The 19,406-nt window shown below is 55.9% G+C and carries 19 protein-coding genes and 1 pseudogene; 9 read left to right on the top strand and 11 right to left on the bottom strand.

The features are described 5' to 3' along the window. Nucleotides 1-14: 14 nt before the first annotated feature. Complete coding sequence (locus B4113_RS05010) at nucleotides 15-1,199, top strand: exonuclease SbcCD subunit D (protein ID WP_033843220.1); 1,185 nt, start codon at nucleotides 15-17, stop codon at nucleotides 1,197-1,199. Then, a complete protein-coding gene (locus tag B4113_RS05005; protein ID WP_033843221.1) occupies nucleotides 1,196-4,537 on the top strand; it encodes an AAA family ATPase in 3,342 nt (1,113 codons plus the stop codon). The genes B4113_RS05010 and B4113_RS05005 overlap by 4 nt, the downstream gene beginning before the upstream one ends. 87 nt (nucleotides 4,538-4,624) lie before the next feature. Here the strand turns inward: B4113_RS05005 and B4113_RS05000 are convergent, their stop codons facing one another. From B4113_RS05000 to B4113_RS04970, 7 genes are all read right to left on the bottom strand, one after another. Next, complete coding sequence (locus tag B4113_RS05000) at nucleotides 4,625-4,846, bottom strand: spore germination protein (RefSeq protein WP_033843223.1); 222 nt, start codon at nucleotides 4,844-4,846, stop codon at nucleotides 4,625-4,627. A 109-nt stretch (nucleotides 4,847-4,955) separates the two neighbouring features. Beyond that, on the bottom strand, nucleotides 4,956-5,333 hold the full coding sequence (locus tag B4113_RS04995) for a spore germination protein GerPE (RefSeq protein WP_033843224.1): 378 nt from the start codon (nucleotides 5,331-5,333) through the stop codon (nucleotides 4,956-4,958). Next, a complete protein-coding gene (locus tag B4113_RS04990) occupies nucleotides 5,330-5,521 on the bottom strand; it encodes a hypothetical protein (protein ID WP_033019677.1) in 192 nt (63 codons plus the stop codon). Before B4113_RS04990 ends, B4113_RS04995 begins: the two co-directional genes overlap by 4 nt. Further along, nucleotides 5,518-6,120, bottom strand: a complete 603-nt coding sequence (locus B4113_RS04985) for a spore germination protein GerPC (RefSeq protein ID WP_033843225.1) — start codon at nucleotides 6,118-6,120, stop codon at nucleotides 5,518-5,520. Before B4113_RS04985 ends, B4113_RS04990 begins: the two co-directional genes overlap by 4 nt. Before the next feature lie 81 nt (nucleotides 6,121-6,201). Beyond that, nucleotides 6,202-6,426 (bottom strand): spore germination protein GerPB, encoded by a 225-nt coding sequence (locus B4113_RS04980; protein WP_033019681.1) that lies wholly within the window; start codon nucleotides 6,424-6,426, stop codon nucleotides 6,202-6,204. 13 nt (nucleotides 6,427-6,439) lie between these two features. After that, entirely contained in the window at nucleotides 6,440-6,661 is a 222-nt protein-coding gene (locus B4113_RS04975) for a spore germination protein (RefSeq protein ID WP_033011654.1), read from the bottom strand. A 66-nt stretch (nucleotides 6,662-6,727) separates the two neighbouring features. Further along, nucleotides 6,728-6,952, bottom strand: a complete 225-nt coding sequence (locus tag B4113_RS04970; protein WP_033019684.1) for a spore germination protein — start codon at nucleotides 6,950-6,952, stop codon at nucleotides 6,728-6,730. A 146-nt stretch (nucleotides 6,953-7,098) separates the two neighbouring features. On the opposite strand from B4113_RS04970, the gene B4113_RS04965 reads away from it, so the two are divergent. The 3 genes and pseudogenes from B4113_RS04965 to B4113_RS04955 all read left to right on the top strand — a co-directional run bounded on the left by B4113_RS04965 (nucleotide 7,099) and on the right by B4113_RS04955 (nucleotide 9,241). Next, nucleotides 7,099-7,323 (top strand): spore germination protein, encoded by a 225-nt coding sequence (locus tag B4113_RS04965; RefSeq protein ID WP_033019685.1) that lies wholly within the window; start codon nucleotides 7,099-7,101, stop codon nucleotides 7,321-7,323. Then, nucleotides 7,324-7,752, top strand: a pseudogene (locus B4113_RS04960) (AMP-dependent synthetase); the annotation flags it as partial. It abuts the gene before it with no gap. A 319-nt stretch (nucleotides 7,753-8,071) separates the two neighbouring features. Continuing rightward, nucleotides 8,072-9,241, top strand: coding sequence for a DUF418 domain-containing protein (locus tag B4113_RS04955; RefSeq protein WP_033844800.1), 1,170 nt, complete (start codon nucleotides 8,072-8,074; stop codon nucleotides 9,239-9,241). A gap of 12 nt (nucleotides 9,242-9,253) precedes the next feature. On the opposite strand, the gene B4113_RS04950 is transcribed toward B4113_RS04955, so the two are convergent. Further along, nucleotides 9,254-9,424, bottom strand: coding sequence for an aspartyl-phosphate phosphatase Spo0E family protein (locus B4113_RS04950; protein ID WP_051962627.1), 171 nt, complete (start codon nucleotides 9,422-9,424; stop codon nucleotides 9,254-9,256). Nucleotides 9,425-9,874: 450 nt separating this feature from the next. Between B4113_RS04950 and B4113_RS04945 the strand changes: the two genes are divergently transcribed. Continuing rightward, entirely contained in the window at nucleotides 9,875-10,777 is a 903-nt protein-coding gene (locus B4113_RS04945; protein ID WP_033843227.1) for a fumarylacetoacetate hydrolase family protein, read from the top strand. Nucleotides 10,778-10,971: 194 nt separating this feature from the next. Then, the gene (locus tag B4113_RS04940; RefSeq protein ID WP_033844802.1) at nucleotides 10,972-11,325 is read left to right on the top strand and encodes a YisL family protein; all 354 of its coding nucleotides are present in this window, start codon (nucleotides 10,972-10,974) and stop codon (nucleotides 11,323-11,325) included. 41 nt (nucleotides 11,326-11,366) lie between these two features. On the opposite strand, the gene B4113_RS19425 is transcribed toward B4113_RS04940, so the two are convergent. Then, complete coding sequence (locus B4113_RS19425) at nucleotides 11,367-11,894, bottom strand: hypothetical protein (protein ID WP_153017130.1); 528 nt, start codon at nucleotides 11,892-11,894, stop codon at nucleotides 11,367-11,369. A 240-nt stretch (nucleotides 11,895-12,134) separates the two neighbouring features. Here B4113_RS19425 and B4113_RS04935 point away from each other — a divergent pair, with 240 nt between their 5' ends. Continuing rightward, nucleotides 12,135-14,975, top strand: coding sequence for an EAL domain-containing protein (locus B4113_RS04935; RefSeq protein ID WP_061912274.1), 2,841 nt, complete (start codon nucleotides 12,135-12,137; stop codon nucleotides 14,973-14,975). A 100-nt stretch (nucleotides 14,976-15,075) separates the two neighbouring features. Here the strand turns inward: B4113_RS04935 and B4113_RS04930 are convergent, their stop codons facing one another. Continuing rightward, on the bottom strand, nucleotides 15,076-15,624 hold the full coding sequence (locus B4113_RS04930; protein ID WP_033019694.1) for a DUF2777 domain-containing protein: 549 nt from the start codon (nucleotides 15,622-15,624) through the stop codon (nucleotides 15,076-15,078). A 249-nt stretch (nucleotides 15,625-15,873) separates the two neighbouring features. Between B4113_RS04930 and asnB the strand changes: the two genes are divergently transcribed. Next, nucleotides 15,874-17,721 (top strand): asparagine synthase (glutamine-hydrolyzing), encoded by a 1,848-nt coding sequence (gene asnB / locus B4113_RS04925; protein WP_033019752.1) that lies wholly within the window; start codon nucleotides 15,874-15,876, stop codon nucleotides 17,719-17,721. Between the two features lie 169 nt (nucleotides 17,722-17,890). Here the strand turns inward: asnB and B4113_RS04920 are convergent. Beyond that, on the bottom strand, nucleotides 17,891-19,406 hold a 1,516-nt coding region (locus B4113_RS04920), incomplete at its 5' end, for an alpha amylase N-terminal ig-like domain-containing protein (RefSeq protein WP_235597961.1).

Raw genomic sequence — 19,406 nt, 5'->3', positions numbered from 1 at the left:
GGGGAGAGAGAAAGATGCGCATTTTGCATACGGCCGATTGGCATTTCGGGCGAACGCTTGAAGGGCGGAGTCGGCTCGCCGAACAAGAAGCGTTCGTTGATGAGCTTGTGGAACTCGTTTCAGCCGAACGAATCGATGTGGTGTTGATGGCGGGGGACGTGTTTGACTCCGTCAACCCGCCGGCAGCCGCCGAGCAGCTGTTTTATGAAAGCTTGGCCCGGCTGTCGGATAAAGGCCGCCGGCCGATCGCGGTCATCAGCGGCAATCACGATCACCCGGAGCGCATTAGCGCCGCTTGTTCGCTTCTTCTAGAGCATCGTATTTTCCTATTTGGACGACCGCAGGCTTCGGTTTGCCGAATCGACGTTCCATCTTGCGGCGAAACGATGGTGCTTGCCCCTCTGGCGTATCCGTCCGAATCGCGCCTCGCTGAGCTGCTGTCGACGGAGCATGACGAAACGGCGCTGCGCGATCGGTACGACGACCGCGTCCGCGCCTTGTTCGAAGCCATGGCCGCTTCGTTCACCGCTGAAACGGTCAATGTCGCCATGAGCCATCTTTACGTCGCCGGCGGCCATGCGTCCGATTCGGAACGGCCGATTGAAGTCGGCGGCGCCTATACGGTGGCCGCGGAGAGCTTGCCGGCTTCTGCGCAGTACGTGGCGCTTGGCCATCTCCACCGGCCGCAGGACGTCAGGCGGGCGAGAACGTCGGCGCGTTACGCCGGCTCGCCGCTTGCTTACAGCTTTTCCGAGGCAGGGCATGCGAAATCGGTTACAATTGTGGATGTCCAGCCGGGCGGCCAAGCCAATGTCTCGGAAATTCCCTTGTCTGCTGGAAAACCGCTCGTTCGCTGGCAGGCGAAAGAAGGTCTGGCCCAAGTGTACCGGTGGTGCGAGGAAGGGCGGGACCGGTCGGGGTGGATCGATCTCGAGCTTTATGTGACGGAACCGTTGACGATGGAAGACATTCAGCGGCTGCGCAAGCTCCACCCGGGATTGATCTACATCCGTCCGGTACTGCGAGACGAGCCGCGCGAAAACGAAGCGTCCGCGGTCAGCCGTGAGCCGCTGTCCCTCGCCGAAATGTTTCGCCGCTTCTATGAACGGCAAACCGGTGGGCACTCTCCTGATGACGAGTTGGTTCGCTTATTTTTGGAGCTGGCGGTGGAAGAAGAAGAGGAAGGTGAAGGAGAATGAAGCCGATCTCGCTGACGATCGCTGGGCTTCATAGCTTTCGTGAAAAACAGACGATTGATTTCACCGCGCTGTGTGCGGGCGGGGTATTCGGTATTTTTGGGCCGACCGGCAGCGGCAAGTCCACGATTTTGGATGCCATGACGCTCGCCTTGTTTGGCAGTGTTGAGCGAGCGGCCAACCGCACACAGGCCATTATCAACCATGCCGAGCAGGAGCTGTTTGTCTCATTTACCTTCGAGCTGGAAAATGCCAACGGGACTAGGCGGTATACGGTGGAGCGGAGCTTGAAAAAAGTGGACGAGTGGCGGGCGCGCAGCGCTGTTTGCCGACTGATCGAACATCAAGCGGAGCCGATCGTCCTCGCTGACAAACTGTCCGATGTCGATCGAGAAATTGAACGGTTGCTTGGGTTGACGATGGATGATTTTACGCGGGCGGTCGTTTTGCCGCAAGGGAAGTTCGCCGAATTTTTGTCGCTCAAAGGAGTGGAGCGGCGGCAAATGCTGCAGCGTTTGTTTCACCTTGAGCGGTATGGCGATCGGTTGAACCAAAAGTTGAAGACGCGGCTTGCGGCTGCCGAACAAGAGCGGGAAAAGATCGAGGCGGAACAGGCGGGGCTTGGCGACGCCTCCAAGGCGGCGCTTGAACAGGCGGAAGCAAAAGAGCGCGAGCTGGTGGCGCTGTTTGCCAAGCGGAAAAAAGAGCTGGCCCAGGTGGAAGCGGAGGTTGAACGAACAAGACTTTTATGGGCGTGGCAACAGGAAAAAGAAGCGGTGGAACGGGAGCTCTCCGAATGGAAACGGCGCGAGGCCGGGATTCGCGAGTTGGAAGAGAAAAAAGAGCGCGCCGAACAAGCGGAGCGCATTTGGCCGTATTGGGAACAGTGCGAACAGGCGGAGCGACTGCGGGCCGAGGCATTTCGCCGCGATCAAGAGTTGGCGCGGCGCCTTGAAGAAGCCCGCACCCATTATGAGGATGCGGCGCGCGCCTATGAACAGGCGCGGCAGGAAAAAGCGCAGCGCGAGCCGCAGCTGTTGGCGGAGACGGAGCGGCTTCGGCAGGCTGAGGAGCTCGAACGGCAAATGGAAGCGCTCAAGCGCGAATGGGCGAGCTTGCGCGAGAAACGGGAGCGCCTGCTCGCTGAGGAGAAAGCGGCGGCACGCCGGTTCGAAGAAGCGTCCGCATGGTATGAGCGGGGCTTAACGCGGCAACAGGAGCTGAAGGAAGAGGCAAAGCGACTGGCGGCAGCGCTGGCCGACAAAGACGAGGTCGAGCGGGCGCACGCCGAGAAGCAGCCAATCGAGCAAGCCGCCGCGGCCATTGCCCGCCTCGACGCCCAGCTTCGGCAAAAAGAATCCGCTTGGCGTCAAGCGGAGGAGGAAAAAGCGAAGAAAGAACAGCGAGCTAGAGCGGCGGAAATGAAGCTTCGCGAGCTGTTCCGTTTCGTGGAGAACACATACCGCTCCGTCTGTTGGCGGCAACAAGAGATAGAAAAGCGGGCGCATAGGTTGCAGCAAGCGATCGAGATGGAGCGAAAGCAGGCGGAGGAGGCGCGGACGGCGGAGTTGGCCGCCTTGCTTGCCGACGGCCTCCGTCCGGGCGAACCGTGTCCTGTGTGCGGGTCGTGCGAGCACCCGCGTCCGGCTGTGATGCCTCATCGAAAACCAACCCGGTTGCCAGATCTCGAGGAGGAATGGCGGCAGTGCGAGCAAAAACGACAGACGCTGCTGTCGCTGAGGGCGCAGTTGGAACAACTCGCTGAGCTTGCAGCTAGCCAAGGGGCGCCGCCGGCCTTGACGGAAAGCGCCCCTGCGGATGAGGTCGCAGATCTTTCCGTCGAGGTGCGAGCGCTTGAACAAGATGTGATCGCCGGCAAAGAATCCGTTTACCAAGCGCTCTCGAAATGGCATGAAGCCGAGGCAGCGCGGCGCGAAGCGGAAAACGCGTGCCGGTGGTTGGCCGCCGATCTCGAGGCGCTGCAAGCCGAGAAACGGCGGCTCGAAGACGAATACGAGCGGCTGATCGGGCAGTGGCGGCGCGCCTATCCGTCGTTTTCATTAGAGGAAATCGATGACGTCTACGAACGCTTGCGCGAGCAGGAGAAACAATGGCGTGAGGTGCAAAAGCGATTGGACGATAGCGTGCCGTTTTTGGAAGAAAAGCAGCGGGAAAAAGAGACGGCGGCACAAGAGCAGCGGCGGCTCGAAACGGAGCGGGTGCGCCTTGAGTCGCTGCTTGACGCCAAGCAGCAGCTGTGGGACGAATACGAGCAACAGTGGAAAGAAAAGACCGGTTCGAATCCAGCCCACATGCAGTTGCAAGCGGTGGAAGGGGAATGGCAGCGGTTAAAGAGCAAAGAACAGCAAGCTTATGAGGCTTGGCAGCATGCCCAGCGCCAATATCAAACATTCGAAAGCGAGAGAAACGCCGCCAAGCATGCGGCGGAAGAGGGAGCGAAGCGGGTGGAAGAAGCGCTTGCCCGTTGGCGGCAGGCGCTGGCCGATACCGTTTTCACCGATCCGGAAGAAGTGAAGGCGGCCAGGGTGCCGGCGGAGCAACGCCGGGAATGGGAAGAAGCGATTCGCCGCTATTGGCGGCAAATGGAACAGGCTCAACATCGCCTTGCCCAGCTGGAGGCGGCGATTGGCGGGGTGGAAGTGAGCGCGGAACAATGGGAAATGATGCAGCTCATCTATGCCGAGCTGAAAGCGCAAATGGAAACGTTGACCGAACAGCTCGGCGCCATCCGGGGAAAGGTGACAGAGCTAAGGAGCAAGCATGCCCGGTTTGTCGAGCTTGAGGCGAAACGAGCGGAACTTGACCGGCAAATCGCCAAATATCAGCAACTGCAATCGTTGTTGCGCGGCAATAGCTTTGTCGAATTCATGGCGGAGGAACAGCTGGAGCAAGTGACCATCATGGCCGCCGAGCGGTTGCAGCGGCTGACGCAGCACCGCTACTCACTGGAACTTGATTCACAAGGCGGATTTCTCATTCGCGATGATGCCAACGGCGGGGTCAAACGGCCGGTGACGACGCTCTCAGGCGGAGAGACGTTTTTGACCTCGCTGTCGCTGGCCTTGGCGCTATCGGCGCAAATTCAGCTGCGCGGCGAATACCCGCTTCGCTTCTTTTTCTTGGACGAAGGGTTTGGAACGCTCGATCCGGAACGGCTTGAGACTGTAATCTCCGCCTTGGAAAAGCTGCATACCGAGCGGTTGGCTGTCGGCGTCATCAGCCATGTTCCGGAAATCCGCCACCGTCTGCCGCGCAAGCTAATTGTCGAGCCAGCCGAACCATCCGGCCGCGGCACGCGCGTATGTTTGGAAGTGATGTAATGGTTGCGGCAGCCAATACCGCCTCGTTGGCCGGCACCGTTCATGGCTGGACGTTACAAATGGAAAGGGGGCCTAGCGAGCCCCTCTTTAGTTGTTGGCCGCGACCGCTTGATCGACCACGTCCGGGTCAAAGGCGTTCGTAAAGCTAATGGCGTTGTTCGTTATCACAAAGTCGCCGGTGTTGAATCCTCCGGATCCTGCTTGCGTTTTGGTGGCGACTTTCGGTGCGATATACAGGCAGTCGCCCACTTGGACAACAGCGCCGCTACCGACGCTGTTAATTTTAATCGGACCGACGAATGAAGGCATGTTCAAACCTCCTCAGCCAAGGCATAGCGACGTCGAAAAGGAACCAGTTCCCGCTGTTGGCGCCTAGTGCCGGAGCGTGCGGCTGGCGGTTCGTTCCGGGCTCGTTCGTTTACGCCCCTAGCTCCGGAGCGGCGAGCTCGCGTATATGTTTTATTCTTGCTTCCGCCTCAACCGTTGAAGTAGAGCCAATCTGGACGACGGCGGATGAAGAAATCGCCAATATGCGTACATCACGGACAGAAAGAACCGGGGATTCGTGGATCGTTTGGCGGACAGTGATCGGCGGCGGTGAAAGCCAGCGCGGGATCGGTTTAGCGAAAATCGGGAATGCTTGTTCTCCTTCCGCTCCGAAAAACAACTCATATTGACGCTGAACGGCCAAGGCGCGTGTACGGGCGGAAATCCGCTCGGAGTCGCCGATTTGCAGTACCGAACTGATGATGAGGGTTTCTGCGTGAAACGTTTGCACCACCGACGTCCGTTTCACGATTGTTCCCCTCGAGCCGGCACGAGCGGAACGAACGGGCCGATAATGAGCGACTCCGGCGGCGTGTCAAACGCCGAAGCCAAGTGAATCGTATCAGCATCGCCGATTAAAAACAGCGAGGCGCTCGTAACAGCCACGAGGCGGATTGCGCCGACGTGTACATCGCGGTTGATGACCGTATAGTTCATGTCTGTTCTCCTCCTGAAGGCAAATGTTTCAAAAACATATCGAGCGACTGTTCAATATCGGCTTTGACTTTCTGAAAAATTTCGTTTTCAGTTGCCTCATCGCGGTCGGCGGTCGGGATATAGCCGCTGGTGGCTTTTTCCTGCAAATAAAAACGAATGCGCTCTTCCGTTTGCCGACCGATGTCTTGCAAAATAAATTGGCGGTACGGATCATCGAGGCGGCGGCCGTATCGCTGCTCAAGCCGCTTTAGCGTTTCCGGCGCTTCTTTGCCTAGGTACGCCGCCACCCTCTCCTGAATCGCTCGCATCAGCACGGGTTCCGGTTTGGGAACGACGGTTTTAACCGGCTCTACAGCCAAGTCCTCAATCGTCCCGCCGGCCCCGGGCGGTGCGATGCCGATGTTCAGCGTGCCTTCCAGCGTTTCGACTTTGAGCTGATCAAATTTATATTCGATTCGTTCGATCGAAGTGCGCGGCTGGGCTTCGATTTCTTGAAGCCGGGCTTCAAGGGTGCGAAGCCGGCGTTCCAACGCGCGCATCTTGTTCGTCTGCCATACTAAATAGCGGTGCAGCTGGGCGAAATAGTCATAGACACTCATCGGACGCCATCATCCTCTCCAAGTCCCCTCTTACTTCAATATATGGACGGCCTTTTGCCATCATCACTGTTTGTGTTGAATTTAGCGGGTGGCGGAATGGAGAGGAACGAGCGGAGCGGACGGCTGCACCGCTGTTCCTAGCGGCACGATGGCCTGCGGCGCCGGCTCGGAGAAGCCTCCCGTGTTGGCGAGCGTCGACAGCGCTTGGATGCTTCCGGCGCTGCCGATCTGCAAAACCGATGAATTGGTCACTGAGCCGATCCGCAGCTGGTGGATGCAAATGCTTTGACTGATGTAAAAACGCATCCCCTCTTCCTCCTTATACGTTTCCGACGACGTTTTCGTCAGCGACATCTGCGTCGTTCGTGTTCGTGTTGCTGTAATAGTTGTAAACGTGGAGCCCGTCGCCCGTATTGAACGAACCGGCACCGGCAAACGTTTTGGTCACGCTTTGCGGAGAAATGGCAAACACATCGCCGATATGGAACACGCCGCTGCTTCCAATGCTGTTCAGTTTCACGATCCCGACAAAAGCCGGCATGGGGGCATGCTCCTTTCACAGCGTCCTTATCCATAATGTATGGGCGCGCACCGAAAAACGTTCCCCTCAATTGTTTGCCGCATTGTTCGAGTCGGAGACGTCCGGATCGCCGGTATTGGTGAAACTAATAAATGTATTCGTCTGCATAAAATCTCCGTTGTTGCTTCCACCTGAACCTGTGTGGGCTTTCGCTGTGCTCTTGGGGGCAATTTGCAATACGTCCCCGAAGTTGACCGTTCCATCTCCGCTCACATGGGTAATTTTAATCGGTCCGCTGATAAATGAGGGCATAGCACTTTCCTCCTTCCGATGGCATCGCTATCGTATTGTATGTAAAGAAGGGAAATTCGGTTCAGCGCCGGGCAGGTGTCCGACGAGCCGGTATCATTGCGGCATATAATAAAAAAAGGGAAGGGACAGAAAGGAAGGGAAAGGCGATGCCAGCGATCGTCATCGGCGGGATTAAAGTGACCAACGTCAGCGGCAACGGTACCGTAAACATGGGAGATGTGCTGCAAATCGCTCCGAAAAGTACCGCGAAAACCAACTCCGGTGCTGGCGGCGGCAATACGGGTGACTTTTTGCAAACAAACACGTTTTGCAGTGTCACGAATACGGTAGATCCCGATGTGTTTGATGCTGGGGTGAAAGGAAATAACTAGACGGTTGCAACGATTGGTGACGGTTGGCTGTATACAGGGGATATGGCGACAGTCGATGAATACGGGCATATTGATATCGTCGACCGGAAAAAGGATATGATTATTAGCGAAGGAGAAAACATTTCCTCGATTGAAGTCGAAGGGGCGCTTTATGAGCATCCGGCCGTGCTTGAAGCGGCCGTCATCGCCGTGCCGCATGAAAAATGGGGGGAAACGCCGCATGCGTTCGTCGTCGTTCGACCCGGGCATACGGTGAGCGAAGAAGAGTTGATCGCCTTTTCGCGGGAAAAGTTGGCCCATTTTAAAGCGATCACAGGTGTAACGTTTGTGGATGAGCTGCCGAAGACCGCGTCTGGAAAAATTCAAAAAGTGCATTTGCACCGTCAATATTGGGATTCAATAGGAAAAACAGGGCGTTATGTCAACTGATGGCGTGACGTGCGTGGGCTGCTCTAACAACAGAGATCGAAGGCTGGCGAAATACGGTTGTTTCTTTTAAGCAATGGGGGGGAGCGTGTGGAAGACGATGGGCTTTTCGATTTGAGAAACGAGGACGATAAGCGGCCTGCTTCCTAAATCACCCACCTTAGAGAAAACGGCAGAAGATCATGATAGGTGACGGAGGGTTTGGCGGTGCAAGGGTGCCGACTGTTCCGTAATGGGGCGAAACGTTTGGCGATCACATGAGATTGCCCACTCAGTAAGCCGCCTCCTTCGGCATAGCGAAAAGATAGAAAGAAGGGATTTGGTGACACCTTTATCGGCAGAACGGATCGCGGCGGCTGACATCTTGCGCGGCTTTGCCTTGTTTGGCATCTTGCTTGTCAACATGCGCTATTTCTCGTCGCCGGCGTTATATGTGGAAGACGTCGGCGACGGCGCCCTCAACCGCGCGGTTGCCGCAGCGATTGATCTTTTGTTTGAAGCGAGCACCTACCCGCTGTTTGCCTTTTTATTCGGATTCGGCACGGTCGTCCTTTACCACCGATTGCGCGAGCGCGGGAAGCGGCCGCTTCCGATTTTGCTGCGCCGCTTCCTTCTTTTGTTGGCGTTCGGCGCCATTCATGCGTTCGGCCTATGGTTTGGCGACATTTTACTTCCGTACGCGCTTGTTGGGCTGATATTGCTGTTGTTCATGAACGTCCCCTCACGCTGGTGGCGGACGACAGCGTTCGTTAGTTTTTTCCTTTTTCATGGCTTCATGACCTTGTTGCTGGCCATAAGTATGGTGGTCGGTTGGATGGGAGCAGCCAATGACCGCGAGGTGGAGGCGTCCGTTGCTCTTCGCCATTACCAAAGCGGAACGTTTCGCGATGTGTTTTGGCAACGATGGCACGATTGGTTGTATCTCAATAGCGATGGCGGGCTTCTATTTACGCTTTTGGCGGTATGGCCGTTTTGCCTTCTCGGCGCCTATGCCGCCAAAGAGCGCTGGCTTGAGGCCGGACGCTATCCGGCCTCGACGTTGCGCCGCTTCATGGTCGTGTCGCTATGCCTCGGTCTGACGTTAAAAACGATTCCGTATTGGGCTGGGGCCAGCGCGTTGACGATGTATATCCAAGACAACGTTGGCGGCACGGTTTTAGCGGGGTTCTACGCCGCGGCCGCCGTGTTGGTTGGCGGGAAAGCCCATCGACGGCCGGCGTGGCGCTGGCTGCAAGACGCGGGAAGAATGTCGCTCACCCATTATCTTCTTCAGTCGCTCATCTGCACATCGTTGTTTTACAGCTACGGGCTTGGGTGGTATGGAAGGGTGGAGGAATGGCAAGGAGCGCTGCTGGCCGTTGGATTGTATGCACTGCAAGTGTGGGTGAGTCGCCCTTGGTTTCAGTCGTTTTATTTTGGACCCGCCGAATGGGTTTGGCGATGGGCGACGTACGGAAAACGGCCGCCGTTTCGCCGCCGACCGAGCCAATAAAAAAACCCGCCGTTATTGAATGGGCGGACAAGATTGCTTCGACTCACCGGTCTGGCGCAAATATTCATTGATCAACTGATCGAGTTGTTGGCTGCATTCGATCGTTTCCTTTGCCGTTAGTCCGTAGGTGAGCGCGAGCTCGATCATCTGTTGCCGCTTTTCTTCAATGAGCAGGAGAACCATTTCCTTCACCATCAATTCGTTGGAATGTCGGTTAAGGCATGCCGTCGTAGACAAAAAACGTCCAGCGCGCACCGAAAAAGGTTGATGAAAAATCGCTGTTTGCCTTGATCGATGCTGGAACGCGAACATAGAGGCTGAGGCACAAGTTTTTTCACTTGAGAACCGATTCGGAGAGGCGGTTGCGCCAGTCAATCATCAGCCTCCTAAAGTTGCGGACGACGAGAGGGGAAGTTAAACATTATTATACATAGAACGACGAAAAAAGAAAGAGATTCGAGAAAATAAGTGATAAATTTCCTAATTTAGACAAAATTCTACAAAAGACAGGAGTTTTGGCTTCGATGGCGAATAGGAGAACGTGGAAGCTTTGCCACAGGCAGAAACGGTCGAGGGCGCTGACCCGCGTTTTTGCTACGGCAACGGAAGACGGATATGGAAAGGAAGAAGGATATGAAGCTTGTCACAGCGGTTGTCAACGGAGAATCGTTTGTTGGAGCCGTACCGGAAGGGGAAACGACGGTGATTCATTTGCGCGGTGCGGAGCGGGCCATGAGCGGAACGGAGACGATACCGGCTTCGATGTTGGCTGCGATCGCGCAAGGAGAGCGATTTTTGGCGCGGGCGCAAGAGGTCGTTGATTGGGCGCTTCGCCAGCCGAAGCCCGACTACGTCTTTCACCTTGCTGCCGTTCGTTTGTTGGCCCCGATTCCACGGCCGGCCAAAAACATTTTTTGCATTGGGAAAAACTACGCTGATCACGCCCTTGAGCTCGGCGGCTCCGCGATTCCCGAACATTTGATTGTGTTTACGAAACCGCCGACGACGGTGATTGGCCATGGTGAAACGATTTTGCGCCATGCCGATGTCACGGATGAAGTTGATTACGAGGGGGAGCTGGCGGTGGTCATTGGCAAACGGGGGCGGGCGATCGGCCGCGAGGAAGCGCTCGATTACGTATTTGGGTACACGATCATCAATGATGTGACCGCCAGAGATTTGCAAGAGCGGCACCAACAGTATTTCCTCGGAAAAAGTTTGGATACGTTTTGTCCGATGGGGCCGTGGATTGTGCCTAAATCGCTGCTGCCACACGCGAACGACTTGCGGATTGAAACGCGGGTCAACGGCGAAGTGCGCCAGCAGGCGAGCACTACGCAACTCATTTTTTCGCTGGAAGCGATTATTGAGACGATTTCCAAAGGCATCACCCTTGAACCGGGCGACGTGATCGCCACAGGCACGCCGGCGGGAGTCGGAAAAGGGATGAATCCGCCGCGGTTTTTGCAACCGGGCGATGTCGTTGAGGTCACGGTCGAAGGAATCGGCACGCTGCGCAACCAAGTGGGCGAGTAACTTGCGCGTAGGCAGTCGACGGCGACCAAGCACCGGCTGTGCTGCTGCCACGGCTGCAAAAAGCCGCCCCTTTCCAGTCGCCGCTCGTGGTTCGGCAAGCGGGAAACGACGCGTTTGGCTGTCATCGTGTTTGTCAATGATCCGCCGCCCATGCTATGATGGGGATGAACATGGAAACGCTGGAGGGATGGACATTGACGCATGCTCATATTACGAGCTGGCTGATCACGATCGTGCTGTTTCTCATCGCCGTATCGATGGCGCGGCGGGGAGCAGGCAAGGCGAAGGTTGTGCAAATGGTGTTGCGGCTGTTTTACCTCATTACGCTGGCGACAGGGTTGATGCTGTTGCATGGCATCACGACGATTTCACCGCTTTATTGGTTGAAGGCGCTCGCCGGACTGTGGGTGATTGGGGCGATGGAAATGGTATTAGCGGCAGAAAAAAAAGGAAAACGCACGGTGGCAGGATGGACGCAATGGATCGTTGCGCTCGTGGTCACGCTGTTTTTAGGGTTGATGCTGCCGCTCGGTTTTGACTTGTTTTAGGCGCAACAAGGGGGTATCCCAAAAGGCCGGGACACCCTCTCTCATCGCCAGAGATCAACACCGGCTCTTTCTCTGCCACACGATATGTTGCGTTTTTCTTGAAGGGAGATCGTCTTTTCGGTCAGCCGCTTTTTCGCCGCGCCGGAATCAACCGGCGGCTTCTGTTCGCGGCGAGAAAGCCCGCTCCTGTCCGCCGGCGATCGCCAAACGATCCGCCGGCTGCAGCTTGGCTGCCCATGACGATGAGGGGGAAGCGGCCTTTCCACGCTGGAAAAGGGAAAGGGAACGCTGCTTTTTATTTTCCTAATTTTCTGTGAAAACCTTGTTGGCAAGCGTCCCTTTTCATCCTCGGGTGGAGGACAGGTCGCGCTCTCCATGGAACTTTCCGTGGACATACTGAACTGACGCGAGATTTTCCTCCCACGGATGGAGAGCAAAACGTCTCCCATGGAACTTTCCGTGAACATGCCGAGCTGACGCGGATTTTCCTCCCCCGGGTGGAGGGCAAAACGTTGACCATGGATCTTTTCTGTCCGAATGACTGTGGCGAAAAACGGCGGTTCGATCAAGCGGTGTCTGTTCGAAGCGACCCGGCTGACTGCTCTGCCCGGCGCTTGCGAGTCGACCGTTTCGGAGAAATGGACGAGGGGGGCGGTTTTCCATAATGAACGGTTGGGATGGTGGCCTTCTGGCGGTTGCTTGGTTGAGAAGCGTGGGGCATGAGAGGTGGGGCTGCTTGCTCGCCTGATTGTTCGATCGGCTCCACTCGAGCTTTTCCGGATGTCCAATGAAAGGGGGGCGGATCGTTGATGCGGTTTTTTGGCTGCCGCCGTGTAGAGGAGCTGCACGATTGGCTTAGGGAGCATCGCTTTTTAGCGGACGAGCCTCCGTTTGTACAAGTTGCTGGCCATGATGAAACGGACGTGCGCCGCGCGATCGAGGCGCTCGCTCACCATTGGCCGCAATCCGAAGTGATCGGGATGACTAGCCCGCTGGCTATGGCGGGAGACGCTTCACTCATGATCGGTGCCGCTTCACTGACCGTTTCCAGCGTTTCCATGCTGGAGCTGCCGGCGAGTGAATTCGCCCGTCCCACAGAGCTGGCAGCGTTGGTGGCCGAGGCGATCCTTCGTGACGATACCGCTTGGCTGCTGCTGCTGACCGATCGCCGCGCGGATTTGCCTTCTTTGCTTCGCCATGTGCCACTGGTGAATGAGCGGATGGTCATCGTTGGGTGCGCGCTGCCGGAACATAGCGTGCTAGTTTCGCGTGACGGCCGGTTGGAGGGCGGGGGAGTCGCCGTTTCGTTCAGTGGCCCGGCGCTTCGCAGCCACTGCTTTGCGCCGGTTTTGTGGGAGCCGGTCGGGCTGGCGTTCACCGTGACGAAAAGCCGCGGCCAGCGGCTTGTGGAGCTGGAGGGACAAAAGGCGTCGCTTTATTTGGAACGTTACTTGGGAAAAGAGTTCATTGACCGTTTGCCGCTGTCGGGAGTGGAGTTCCCGTTTCTAGTGGAACGGAATGGGCAGGATGTTTGCCTGCCGATTGTGGCGGTTGATCAAGACGGGGCGGTTGTCGTGCGCGGCCGCGTCCGTGAAGGGGAAAAAGTGCGTTTTTCTTATGTGCATGCCCCGTCGCTGTACTGGAGTGGGCGCGATTTGGCTGGACAAGCTGCCAAGCAGCCAACCGGCGGAATGTGGCTGTATCATAGCGCGGCGCTGGGCGGGTATACGCGTTCCTTGTTTGACGGCATGGCGGCGGCTCTGCAGCCAGCGGCATTATTCCCCGCGGTGGAAGTGATCGTTAAAGACGCTTATGCTCCGGTGCGACCGGCCGTGTTTGCTGCGGTTTCGCTGTCGGAAACATCGGCAGTGGCAGACAGTGGGCTGCCAGCGCCGTTGCCGACGCCGCCTGATGGGGTGATGGCCTTGGCCCAGTTGATGGCCACCGCATCGCGTGATATGGAGCGCCTCCATGCCCGCCTGCAAATGTCGGAGCAACGGTATAAGTCGTTGTTTGAACATAATACAGATATTGTCTATTCGACCGATTTGCATGGGTATTTTACGAGCGTCAATCCAGCCTTTGAGCGCGTGCTGGGCTACCGGAAAGAGGAGATTTTGCATACGAACTCGCTGAAGTATATTCAACCGAGCGACATCCCGCGCGTCATCCGTTATTTTTATCGGGCGCTGCGCGGGATGGTGCAAACGTATCAGCTGGAAATCCCAACGAAAGCAGGGGAGCGCCTTCTTTTTCAAATCAAAAACATCCCGATCATCATCGATGGAAAAAAAGTCGGCATTTATGGGATCGGGCACAATATTACGGAGCAAAAAAAGGCGGAAGAAAAAATCGCCTATTTGGCGTATTACGATCCCGATACGAATTTGCCGAATCGGACGAAGTGGGAAGAGCTGCTGGCTGAGCAGCTTGAGAAAGCGAGGCGGAAGCAACGAAAAACAGCCGTTGCGTTGATCGACTTGGATCGGTTTAAATGGATCAACGACAGCATCGGCCATTACGCCGGTGATGGCGTTTTGCGCCAGCTTGTCGAGCGCATTCAACGCGTCTTGCCCGTCGGCGCCGCGCTTGGCCGGTTTCACGGCGACAAGTTTTGCTTGTTTTTTCCGCTCAAAACGGAAGAAGGGGCGATGGAAACGGCGCTCCGCGTTGTGCGGGAAGTCGCGAAGCCGACCGTGTATGGCGAAAAAGAATTTTTTATTACCGCGAGCATTGGGCTCGCTGTTTTTCCTGACGATGGAGCGGATGAGCAGGCGCTGTTGCGCCACGCGGACATCGCAGTCAATCGGGCCAAAAAGGTCGGCGGCAACCGGGTCGAGCGGTACAGTGCCCAAATGAATGAGGAGGCGCTGCATCGGCTCGAAATGGACAGCCATTTGCGCAAGGCGGTGGAAGAAAATGAACTGTTTCTTTGTTATCAGCCGATCGTGGACATACATACAGGGGCGGTGAAGGCGACGGAGGCGCTCGTTCGCTGGCGTCATCCGAAACTCGGTCTCGTGCGTCCGGATGAGTTTATCCCGCTGGCCGAGGAAACCGGGGTCATTCATGAAATCGGCCGCTGGGTGTTGCGGACGGCGTGCCTGCAAACGAAACGATGGCAGAAGATGACAGGCAACGATGATCTAGCGGTGTTTGTCAATGTCTCCGCCGTCCAGTTTCAGCACGAACGGTTTGTCGGCGATGTGAAACAGGCGCTCAGACAGTCGCAGCTGCCGCCGTCTTGCCTGCATCTTGAACTGACCGAACATTCGATGTTGCGCCATCTCCCCAGCACGCTGCGAACTATGGATGAACTGAGGCGGCTAGGGGTTGGGATCGCTGTCGACGATTTTGGCAGCGGATATTCGTCGTTTCATTATTTAAAACAGCTGCCGGCCACCATTTTGAAAATCGACCGGGCGTTTATTGAGCACTTGCATACGAACGCGTCGGATGAGGCGATTGTCAAAGCGATGATCACGATGGGACGAGGGCTCGGGCTCGAGACGATCGCGGAAGGGGTGGAAACGGTCGAACAGCTCGATCGGCTCCGCGATTTGCAATGCACGTATGCGCAAGGGTACGCGCTATGCCCGCCGCTGATGGCGGAAGAGGCGACTCCGTATGTGGCCGGAGTTCGGAAATAAATCGTCTAGCGGTCATGCTGCCGCCCAAACGGCCGAAGCCCGCTCATCGGGCAAAGCGGCGCAACGGAAGGTTTCGCACGCTCCCAAGGCGGGCTGCCGGTCAGCCCATCTGGGCGCAAATGGCCCGCTTTCCGCTGTTGAAGGTGATTTCAAAGCGGTCGCTCGCCCGTTTTCCGCGCTCATAATAATGGTGGACGCTGCCGATTTGCTCGCTGTTATCATAAATGATAAAGTTCACACCGATAGGGAGGGCGAACAGCAAGCCATTATAGCAATACAAACAATCGTAAAGAGAAAAACCTAGGCCGTTCAGCCAATGAACGAACTGGAAAAAGGATGGGTCAGATAGAGAAAGAAGCCACTGTTGATACGCATAGGTCAATGGCTTGCGAAAACGGAGGCGATCGCCATGGCGAACAGGAAAAACGCCAAGATCGGTGGCGACGGCGCCGTTTTCCTGCCATTGACCGGATAACCAATGCCCGCCGCGGAACAGTTCGATCCCTTGTTCCGCGACTTCCTCCACTAAAGACGCTTCGTCGGATTCGTCATCAAAAAAGATCCATTCGTCATTGACCAACTCGGCAGTTCCATGCACATAAGCCCGCGGTTGTTCAGCAATCGATTGCAGTCGTTCTTGGATCGTCACGGCGTTTCCTCCTCCTTGTGTTCGTTTTTTCCATTTTTTTGTTTGTTTATTCGTGCGGTGGCCATGATTGGACAATTCAACGAACGAAAAGACGCTGCATAAAATGAAACCATGCCGATGGAAAATGGGCGGTCGTGTCGTCAAAACGGGCGATCGCTGACCAATGCCGTGAAAAACGAGACGGGAAAGGAAATGGAGAAGGCGGGGAACGCCTGTTTGCCATTTTCGATCAGGAAAGGATTGATTCATATGTGTGGCATCACTGGCTGGGTCCATTTCGGCCGCGATTTGCGCCGCGAGCAGGCGGTCATTGCTCACATGACCGAGACGCTGGCTCAGCGCGGACCGGACGATACCAACATTTGGTTGGATGTTCATGTCGCCTTTGGCCACAAGCGGCTCGTCGTCGTAGATCCGGCGGGCGGCAAGCAGCCGATGGCCCGGCACCAACGTGGGCACCGGTATACGATCGTCTATAACGGCGAGCTGTATAATACAGAAGAGATTCGCAGGGAACTGCTGGGCAAAGGCTATACGTTTGAAGGCCATTCCGATACCGAAGTGCTGCTTGCTGCCTATATGGAATGGAAAGAGCAATGCGTCGACTGGCTCAACGGCATTTTTGCCTTCGCCGTTTGGGATGAGGAGCGCGAGCAGCTGTTTATGGCGCGCGATCGACTCGGCGTCAAGCCGCTGTTTTATCGCCAAGCAGACGGGGGGCTGCTGTTTGGATCGGAAATCAAGGCGATTTTGGCCCATCCGGAAGTAAAAGCGGAAATCAACGGCGAAGGGCTGGCGGAAGTATTCGGTCTCGGGCCGTCGCGGACGCCGGGGCACGGGGTGTTTTGCGGCATTCAAGAACTGCGTCCGGCGCACGCGCTCACGTTCTCTCGCTCCGGGCTTCGCCGTTGGCGGTATTGGAACGTCGAAAGCGACATCCACCGCGATTCGTTTGCCGAAACGGTGGAGAAACTTCGTTTTTTATTGACCGATGCGGTCAAGCGCCAATTGGTTTCCGATGTGCCGGTATGCACGTTTTTATCAGGCGGTGTCGACTCGAGCGCCATTACGGCCATCGCGGCGACGGCGTTTGCTGCCGATGGCCGGGGGCCGCTGCATACGTACTCGATTGATTACGAAGGAAACGATCGCTATTTCCAAGCAAACGATTTTCAGCCCAATACGGATGCGCCGTTTATTGAACAAGTATCAAGCCAATTTCAAACGATTCATCATCGTTGTGTGATCACTCAAGACGAACTGTTCAGCCATTTGCGGGATGCCGTCATCGTCCGCGATGTTCCCGGCATGGCGGATATTGATTCGTCGCTTCTTTGGTTTTGCAAGCAAATTCGTGAGCAATTTGTCGTCAGTTTGTCTGGGGAATGTGCCGATGAAATTTTCGGCGGCTATCCGTGGTTTCACCGCCCGGATGATTTAGCGCGCAAAGGATTCCCGTGGATGCGATCGATTGAGGCGCGCATCGGCCTGTTAAAAGAGGAATGGCGGCAAAAGCTTCGGCTCGACGATTACGTGCAAATGCGCTATGAAGAAACGATGGCCGAGGTGCCGCGCCTTGAGGGGGAGAGCGCTGAAGACGCCAAACGGCGCGAGTGGTTTTACTTAAATATGATTTGGTTTATGACGACGCTTCTTGACCGAAAAGATCGAATGAGCATGGGAGCGAGCCTTGAGGTGCGCGTGCCGTTTGCCGATCATCGGCTCGTTGAATATGTCTGGAACATCCCGTGGGAGATGAAAATGTATGGCGGCCGCGAAAAGGGCATTTTGCGCAAGGCGCTCGAAGGGCTGTTGCCCACGGAGGTGCTCTACCGGAAGAAAAGCCCGTATCCGAAAACGCATCATCCCTACTATACGAAACTCGTCAAACAATGGCTGGAGCAGCTGCTCCGCGATCGCTCTTCCATTTTGCATGAGCTGTTCGACCGAGAAAAATTGACTGCGCTCATTGAATCGGAAGGGAAATCGTTCCAAGTGCCATGGTTCGGCCAGCTGATGACCGGCCCGCAGCTGCTCGCTTACCTTGGCCAAGTGCATGTTTGGTTTGAACATTACGGCATTGTGATTACAGAATGACTGTTGCTTGTTAGGTTAGACGAGAGCTTGCGGACCGAAAAATATCATCAGCATTAAAGAATAGCGGCTGCGCGTGCAAGGAGGGCGTCAGACTCGGCGCCCTTTGATTTTTTCACTATGGCAATCGTTTCGTTTTCTTTATCTCGGGGGAATCTTCTCGGTAAAACGGCTACTTCTCCACGGCATAGAGCGCAAACCCATACGCCGGCAACGAGACGGAAAGGCCATCCGCTTCGGCCGCCCACCGTTCGCCGGTGAGCAGGTTGACCAACCGTTTCTTTTTGGCGTTGAACGGGAGTGGAATGTCGGCTGCCTGGTTGCTGCGGTTGATGATAATGACAACGGTTTCGTCCCCGTCTGTTTTTTCATAAACCAATTGATTTGTTTGCTCATCGGCATGCAAAACGGCGATATGGCCCCGACGCAAAGCCCGGTATTGGCGGCGGAGCGCAATCAGCTGTTTGACGTGCTCATACAGGCCGCGATGCTGCTTGTCATCGTCCCAGATCATGCATTTTCGGCACCCGGGATCATTTCCGCCCGTCATGCCGATTTCATCTCCGTAATAAATGCACGGTGAGCCGGTGAATGTCAGCTGGAACAGAAACAACAGCTTTGCCTTGCGGACATCCTCGCCGCAAACGGTGAGGATTCTCGGTGTATCATGGCTGCCAAGCAAGTTGAAAGCCGCCTCATTGACGGTGGCCGGATACGAATGAAGCACGCGCATCAATCGCTCGGCGAACTCACGGGCGTTTATCTCTTCTTTGGCGAAAAAGCGAAGCGCCGCGTCTGCAACGGGATAATTCATCACGGCGTCAAACTGGTCGCCGCGCAGCCACGGCATCGCATCATGCCAAATTTCTCCGAGGATGTATACGTCCGGTTTTTGAGCTTTCACCGCGCGGCGAAATTCACGCCAAAACTCGTGGTCGATCTCATTGGCAACATCCAACCGCCAGCCATCAATATCGCATTCGCGAATCCAATATGTCGCGACATCAAGCAAGTAGCGTCTCACGTCCGGATGGGCGGTGTTGAGCTTCGGCATTTGCGGGACGAACGCGAACGTGTCGTAATTCGGCCGCGGCTCGCTTTGCAGCGGAAAGTCGCGAATGTGAAACCAATCTTTATACGGCGACGATTCCCCGTTTTTCAGCACATCTTGAAACGGCGCGAACTCGTAGCCGCAATGGTTGAATACGGCGTCAAGCATGACGCGGATGCCTTTTTCATGGCAACGTTGGACAAGCGTCTTCAACGTTTCTTTATCCCCAAAGTGGGGATCGATTTCCAAATAGTCAGCGGTATCATATTTATGGTTAGATGGTGCGCGAAAAATCGGCGTCAAGTAAATGCCGCTGATGCCAAGGTCAACTAGGTAATCGAGATGGTCGATGATTCCTTGCAAGTCGCCGCCAAAAAAGCTGGTCGGCGTCGGATCTTCACTTCCCCACGGCCGTACTCCCTCGGGGTTGATGGCCGGGTTGCCGTTGGCGAATCGATCTGGAAAAATTTGATACCAGACGGTGTCTTTCACCCACTCGGGGGCATGGAACAAATCGACCTCATGGAGAAACGGAAAACAAAAGTAGTAAGCGGTGTCATCGGCAGGCGGCGTCAGATAAACCCCTTTTTCCGTATAGACGAGCGTCTCCTCCCCGGCGTGGAGCACAAATCCGTAG

The sequence above is a fragment of the Geobacillus sp. B4113_201601 genome (genome assembly GCF_001587475.1).
GTDB classification, from domain to species: Bacteria; Bacillota; Bacilli; order Bacillales; family Anoxybacillaceae; genus Geobacillus; species Geobacillus icigianus.
Note: the sequence above shows the minus strand (reverse complement) of the source record. Positions and strands in the feature narration are given on the sequence as shown.